The sequence below is a fragment of the Dietzia sp. Cai40 genome (assembly GCF_014145165.1).
Taxonomy (GTDB): domain Bacteria; phylum Actinomycetota; class Actinomycetes; order Mycobacteriales; family Mycobacteriaceae; genus Dietzia; species Dietzia natronolimnaea.
This window is the reverse complement of sequence record NZ_JAALEB010000028.1, coordinates 1-6,377: the sequence shown is the minus strand read 5'-3', so window position 1 is coordinate 6,377 and position 6,377 is coordinate 1. Positions and strand designations below refer to the sequence as shown.

The window sequence follows — 6,377 nt, the reverse complement described above, 5'->3', positions numbered from 1 at the left end:
GTGTCAGCGGCCAGTGTCAGCGGCCAGTGTCAGCGGCCCGCGTTACCGCTCTAGTCGGCGTACTGCGATCGCTTTAACAGCCAAAGAATGGAATTGTGAGCTCTGATTGAACGCGGCTGGCACGCGCTATTTGTTGGTTGTCGCCACCGTGGCTCATCTGGCGCTGATGGACGTCGGTTCGAACGTTATCGGCAGCTTCTTGTAGCCCCTCACGGGCCCTGAGAGGAGGCGCTCGGCGCCGTCGGCAAGTGCAAAGTCGGGTACGTAGGACAGGAGTTCCTCGTAGGCGACTCGGCACTCGAGCCTGGCCAGCGCGGCACCGAGACAGAAGTGGGGGCCGTGACCGAAGGCGAGACCGCGCTCGGTTTTCCGGTCGAGAATGAATGACTCCGGGTCAGCGTACTCCCTCTCGTCACGGTTCGCCGACCCGTAGAGCAGCATCACCTTGCTGCCAGCTCGCATGGTTTCACCGTGCAGTTCGACATCTTCGGTCACGGTCCGGGCGAGGCCTTGGACGGGGGACTCAAGGCGGAGAAATTCCTCGACAGCTGCAGGGAGCAGGCTGTGTTCCGCGGCGATCGTTCGCAGCGTTTCGGGGCGTTCACTCAGGATCTGGGCGGTGTTCGAGATGAGGTTCGTCGTGGTTTCGTTGCCGGCGATGAGAAGCATGAAGCAGAAGCCGAGGAGTTCCTCTTCGGTGAGCGTCTCGCCGTCGACCTCGGCGTCCAGGAGGGCGGACATGAGGTCGTCCTTGCGGTTGGCGCGGCGTGCGGCGAGCATCGGCGTGAAGTAACCGTAGAGCCCCAGGGCCGCGTTCGTCGCATCCTCGACGGAGGCCGGATCGTTGGGATTGACCTGCACGAGACGGTCGGACCAATCCCGGAACTGCTGCCGGTCCTCGTTCGGGATGCCGAGCATGTCCGCGATGACAATCGTGGGCAGGGGGCCGGCGTACTCGTGGACGAAGTCGACCTCACCTCGCTCGATGAAAGCCCCCAGGAGTCCCCGCGCGGTAGCCCGGATGCTGCCCTCCATTTCGGCGATCCGCCTGGGAGTGAAGGCCCGGGACACGAGCTTTCGCAGAGCGGAGTGCCGTGGGGGGTCCATCATGATCATCATCGGCATCAGGTCGCCCATGCCTGCCGCGAGGTCCTGGCCGACGACGATCCCCTTCGCAGAGGAGAAGCGCCGGTGGTCCTGCGTGGCAGCCCAGATGTCGTCGAACCGGGATAGTGCCCAGAATTCTTGTTCCTTGTTCCAGTAGACCGGCGACTCCTCGCGCAGCACCTGATAAATCGGATACGGGTCTGCCTGGACGGCGGGGTCGTACGGGTTGTAGAGCTCTGACACTTGGGGCCTCCGGTCTGGACGGGCCACTTGGGACGGTAGGATACTTTCGTCCCACTGTACACCCGGTTTGCCTGCCAGAATTGAGGCGAGGGGTTCCCCACTGCGAGGAGGCGTGAAATCGACCAGCAGCTGTACCTAGACGCCACCTTGTCGGCCTTCTTGCGCCATGGGGTCAGCCGGACGCGGATGACCGACATCGCGGCTGTGGCGCGGGTGTCGAGGACAACGGCGTACCGGATTCTTGGTTCAGTCGATCGCGCGGCGACGAGCCTTCTGCAACGCGAGATCGAGCGCCTGCTGAGCGAGGTGATTCGCGGGCTCGACAGTGCGACTGACGCACCCGATGTGCTTTCCGTTTGCGCGCGGGCCCTGGAGCGGGTGGAGCAGCACCCCTTGTTCCGTAAGGTCCGCACGGACGAGCCGGGAATCATCGGCGAAGCCCTCGTGCTTCAGACTGCGCCGATCATCGACACCATTACCAGCGCGCTCGCGCCCTCTTTTCGAAAGCTCGCGGATGACGGCGTGCTAGCGGTGGACGACCACGAGAACGTCATCGACAGGCTGGTGCGACTGGGGATCACATGCGTCCTGTCCCCGCCTCGCGGTGGATACCAGTCATTGCTGGGCGACATCCTCCGCGGTAATGCCGGGTAGGTGTGCGACTCGCTGCTTTCCTGGGTGCCGCGCCGGGGGAGTTCATCGCGGTCGTGCTGGTCGAGAAGGTAAGGGCCGCCGACCTCGACCACGGTGCCCTCCACCGTTGCCTTGATGCCTACAGCTGGATATGAAGAGAAGTCTGTCGCCTTCAGCGCGGCCAGGGTTGCTCATCCTGGCGGGCAAGTCGACTCAGTAGAAGAATCTGTTGGAAGCTTGGCGGAGTTACTGGCGGCGAAGCTGCCGCGTGGTCTGAGCGGGTAGTGCGGTGGCGCATCTGTTGTTGTCGACTGCCGAGCAGAATGACGCTCGTGAGCGAGAGCTGGCGGGGGAGTCGCGACCGGATGCTCGTATGGAGGCCGTCCGCGCCGAACCCGGCCGTGCGCACCAGAAACTGCGGTTCTTGATGACCTTGGGCAGATTCTCCATGCAGTCTGAATCTGGATCGGCTACTTATCCGCCGCCACTGCCCGGTGAGCCGGTGCTTTTGAGCTGGCCATGGTTTTGTGGTCGCGTGAGCCAGCAGCGCCCGGGGCAAGGAACGCTAGCAAGACTGCGGCGCCGGCGGTAAGGATTGCCAACGTAAGCGTGGCCTGACTGCTGCCGTTCACAAATGCTTCTTTGGCGGAGTCGACCAATGGTTGCGCCATTGGTCCGGCTTGTGCGGCGACCTCTAGTGCGGCGGCCAGAGAATCGGCGACCGGACCACGGGCAGGTTCGGGCAGCTGGGGAAGGGTGGGTTGAATGTGGCGGGTGTATCCGGCGGCCAGCACACTGCCGGCTACCGCGATCCCCATCGCAGCGCCGATCTCGCGGGCCGCATCGTTGACTGCGGCGGCGACCCCGTGTTTGCTCTCCGGAGTTTCGGCGATGATGGCGTAGGTCGCCGGGGCTGTGCATAGTCCAAGTCCTGCGCTCATGATCACCAGCGGCCAAAGCAGGTCGAGGTAACGTGCATCGACGGTCAGCCTGCTCACCAGCATCAGACCAACTGCGATGGTCACCAGGCCAGCGACGGTCATCACTCGCAGCCCAAATCGCTGTGACAGTCGGGGGGCGATCACCGAGATCACGATCAGGGGGACCGTCATCGGCACCAACCCCAACGCCGAGGCCAGCGGTCCATATCCCAGGATCAGTTGCAGGTACTGCACCAGGAGTAGGAATACCCCGAAAGTGACCAAGAATTGGATGGCCACCGACAACGAGCCGGCGCTGAAGCCGCGCTTGGCGAACAACCGAACATCCAACAAGGGGGCCGAGGATCGCAGCTCAATCAGGATAAAAAAGGCTGTCGCCAACATGCCGGCCCCGGCGCTGGCGAGAACGATCGGGTCGGCCCAACCCCGCGCTGGAAACTCGATCGTGGCGAATACGATTCCCGCAACCGCGACTGCAGCTGCCGCCGCGCCCACCCAGTCCACGGGAGGGTGATCATGCTGGCTGGACTCAGCGATCGTGCATGCCAGCGCGGCCAGTAGGGCTCCCGCTGCGGTCAGTCCAACAAATACCGACACCCACGACCAGCGCTCAAGCAACACCCCGGCGCCGAGGATGCCTAACACTGCTCCGGAGCCGGCGACTCCAGCCCACACACCTACTGCTCGGCCGCGATGAACGGCGGCAAAACCAGCAGTCAGAATCGAGAGCGTCGAGGGCATTACCAGCGCAGCGCCCGCCCCGGCAATCGCTCGCGCAGCGATCAACCACGCCGGGTCAGACAGCAGCAGGGGAAGTGCGGACGCCAAGGTGAATATCACCAGACCTATTACGAGAACCGCCCGTCTGCCGTAGCGGTCACCGATCGCTCCAGCGGGCAGGACCAGGCACGCCAGTACCAGCGTGTAGCCATCGACGATCCAGGTCAGCTGGGCTTGCGTCGCTCCAGTCTCTACCGCAATCTGCGGTAATGCCGAATACAGCGCGGCCATGGCCGCGACCACCAACGCCACGGCCAGGCACGACACCGTGAGCATCCACCATTCAGCTCGGGTCCACCGGGATGACTCGGTGATGGTCTGTTGCGGTGAGTTCATCGCCGGCCCCTTGCTGTGAGATGGTCGGTCTTGTTTCGAGACAAGTAGTATCACAGTATCCGGCTGGCTGGACAGGTTAGCTTGGACGAGAAGTGACCGTCGGCCGAAGGGGGAGAGCGTGAACGACTGGAGTGCTGATCGGCCCGCTACGGACGACGATCAGCTCGATCCGCGACTGCTGCGCTCACGAAAACGATTGCTCGACGCTGCTACGCATCTTCTGAGCACTGGCGGTGTAGAGGCGGTTACCGTCGAGGCGGTCACTCGAATGTCAAAGGTTGCGCGGGCCACGCTCTATCGGCATTTCGGCGGCACCGCCCAGTTGCTTGCAGCGTCCTTCGAGCGGCTGTTGCCTCGCGTCGAGGTCTCTACCGCCAGTGGGTCGGTACGCGACCAACTCATCGCGCTTCTCACGGCCCAAGCTGACCTGATTGACCAGGCGCCGCTGAACATTACAACTCTGGCTTGGCTGTCAATCGGATCAGTCGGCGGCAGCGATCCTGCCGATTCGGCCGCGATCACCTCACTGCGCAGTCGAGTCATCGAGGAATACCGGCAGCCCTTTGACCGCATCCTCACACAGCCTGACGTTCGAGCACAGCTCGGCAACGTCGACACCACCTTCGCGATCGTTCAACTCCTGGGTCCCGTCGTGTTCGCTCGCCTTACTGGGCTCTGCACCGTCGACCACGACGGATGCGTGCAACTCGTTGATGATTTTCTTGCTGCCCGCAAGCAGGGAGGCGAACCCATCCCGGCCGAATCCAGCCACGGCCTGAACCGCCCTGGCGCCGGCGGATCTCGCTAAATCGGGGCTTCTTCTTGTCGGATGGGTGTGACCGCTCGATCGCCGAGGTCGCTGGGGAGGTGGCGAGGCAACCCTAGAGCCCGGTCGTTTCGGTGCGTGCTGCGGCGAGCCATCCGCTGCAGTCTGAGTGCGGCCGGAACTTCTACCGTCCAGTTTTGACTTCCCGATTAGTCAGGCTGCTGCAAGCGATCGCGAAGCTGACTCCAGAGCTTCAGCCAGTTGAAGCTCGAGCGTGGGCAGGAGGCTAACCGCCGAAGCCACACGTTCCAGCCGAGTACGCACATCGACCTCGTGCTCGATCCCGGCTCGGCCGGCCTCCGTCCATGTCTGTGCACAGTGTCTGGCGACTACGGCGAGATCTTCGGTCGCGAGGTCACCGGTCAAACGTGCCACGTCCGCGCAGCCGTCAGCGAGCAGCTTTCGGAACAGGCCACCTCCGGTGCCGGCCTTCTCGATGAAAGCGCTCAAGCTGAATAAGAGGATCTCGAGTTCGTCAGCCGGTAGATGGGACCAAGTCCGGACATCAGCGGCGAGCTGGGCGACCGCTGCTAAGCCTTCGGAACCGCTCACCGCGGTCGTGAGATCGACGACTCCGGGCGGAGTTGGGTGGCGCATGTTCGCTGCCGATTGACGGAAAGCCGCTGCGGCAACCTGCGCAAGGTCTGGTAACTCATGCGGCCAGGCGATGCGGTACGTGGTGTGACGTGTCGGTTGTGGGAATGACATCGACGACCGTGCTCGAGCGAGAGCGTCGAACGAAACCTTTTGGACCTCGGCACGGTCGTTGTCAACAACGAAGGCGATCCTCTCCGCCTCGTCGTAACCAATTACCACGATATCGTGGCGACTCATTTGGAGCCGAACCCGCAGGTAGGGCAACTCTGCAATGTCGCCCCATATCAGGGCTGGCCTTCCGGCATCGATCTCCTGGCTGATCCACGACCATCCTTCTCGGGGATCGTCGGTCGTGAGCACTTGGACCTGTGCGCCCAGTCGATGGGGGAGATCTACTTCGAAATCGGAGTCTCTCCCTACCAGATAAAGCGGTGGGAAGAGGTCGCTCGAGTGCAAGTAGGACAGGCCAAGTGACCCCCCGAGGGTGAAGACGAGACCTTCCTCGGGCGGTTCTTCCCAGCCGAGGCCTTGCCAGTGCAGGAGGTCTCGCATCGCGGCTGAGCCGCAGTGCCCCCCGACCCGGTGTGGATAGTTCTCGATGAGCGTCTGGCGAGTCATCAGAGTTCCTTTCTGAACGGCGGGCGGGTACGAACCGGGCTCTTGCTGCGCCAGTGGGATGTCAGCGCCGTTCGTCGAGGCTCCGCCGCTGACCGTGCGAGTCTCGCTCGGGACTGGCTTACCCATTGCGCAAGGAATCGGGAGAACCCGTATGGGCGAAATCGGTCCGGACGAAAGGACGCTGCTGTGTGATGACCTGTTTGCTGAGCATGAAATCACGGGGACGATTGATGCAGTCTGCAGCAAGGAGTTCGCCATCACGGAGGTAGAAGCAGCTGAAGTCGCGGTCCCGGGTG

At 63.1% G+C, this 6,377-nt stretch carries 6 protein-coding genes; 2 read left to right on the top strand and 4 right to left on the bottom strand.

Features of this window, described 5'->3' with window-relative positions; translation table 11 throughout:
* Window positions 1–153: 153 nt before the first annotated feature.
* Window positions 154–1,350 (bottom strand): cytochrome P450, encoded by a 1,197-nt coding sequence (locus tag G6022_RS01415; RefSeq protein ID WP_107749260.1) that lies wholly within the window; start codon window positions 1,348–1,350, stop codon window positions 154–156.
* Between the two features lie 186 nt (window positions 1,351–1,536).
* Here G6022_RS01415 and G6022_RS01410 point away from each other — a divergent pair, with 186 nt between their 5' ends.
* Window positions 1,537–2,004: a hypothetical protein gene (locus G6022_RS01410; protein ID WP_146166385.1), complete on the top strand. Its 468-nt coding sequence runs from the start codon at window positions 1,537–1,539 to the stop codon at window positions 2,002–2,004.
* Between the two features lie 449 nt (window positions 2,005–2,453).
* Here G6022_RS01410 and G6022_RS01405 read toward each other — a convergent pair whose 3' ends face one another.
* On the bottom strand, window positions 2,454–4,040 hold the full coding sequence (locus tag G6022_RS01405) for an MFS transporter (RefSeq protein WP_107749261.1): 1,587 nt from the start codon (window positions 4,038–4,040) through the stop codon (window positions 2,454–2,456).
* Between the two features lie 118 nt (window positions 4,041–4,158).
* Here G6022_RS01405 and G6022_RS01400 point away from each other — a divergent pair, with 118 nt between their 5' ends.
* Window positions 4,159–4,848 (top strand): TetR/AcrR family transcriptional regulator, encoded by a 690-nt coding sequence (locus G6022_RS01400; protein WP_107749262.1) that lies wholly within the window; start codon window positions 4,159–4,161, stop codon window positions 4,846–4,848.
* Window positions 4,849–5,019: 171 nt separating this feature from the next.
* Here G6022_RS01400 and G6022_RS01395 read toward each other — a convergent pair whose 3' ends face one another.
* Entirely contained in the window at window positions 5,020–6,081 is a 1,062-nt protein-coding gene (locus G6022_RS01395) for a BtrH N-terminal domain-containing protein (protein WP_107749263.1), read from the bottom strand.
* Between the two features lie 118 nt (window positions 6,082–6,199).
* Window positions 6,200–6,377, bottom strand: a 178-nt coding sequence (locus G6022_RS01390) for an oxidoreductase C-terminal domain-containing protein (RefSeq protein ID WP_277819474.1), incomplete at its 5' end; no start/stop codon positions are given.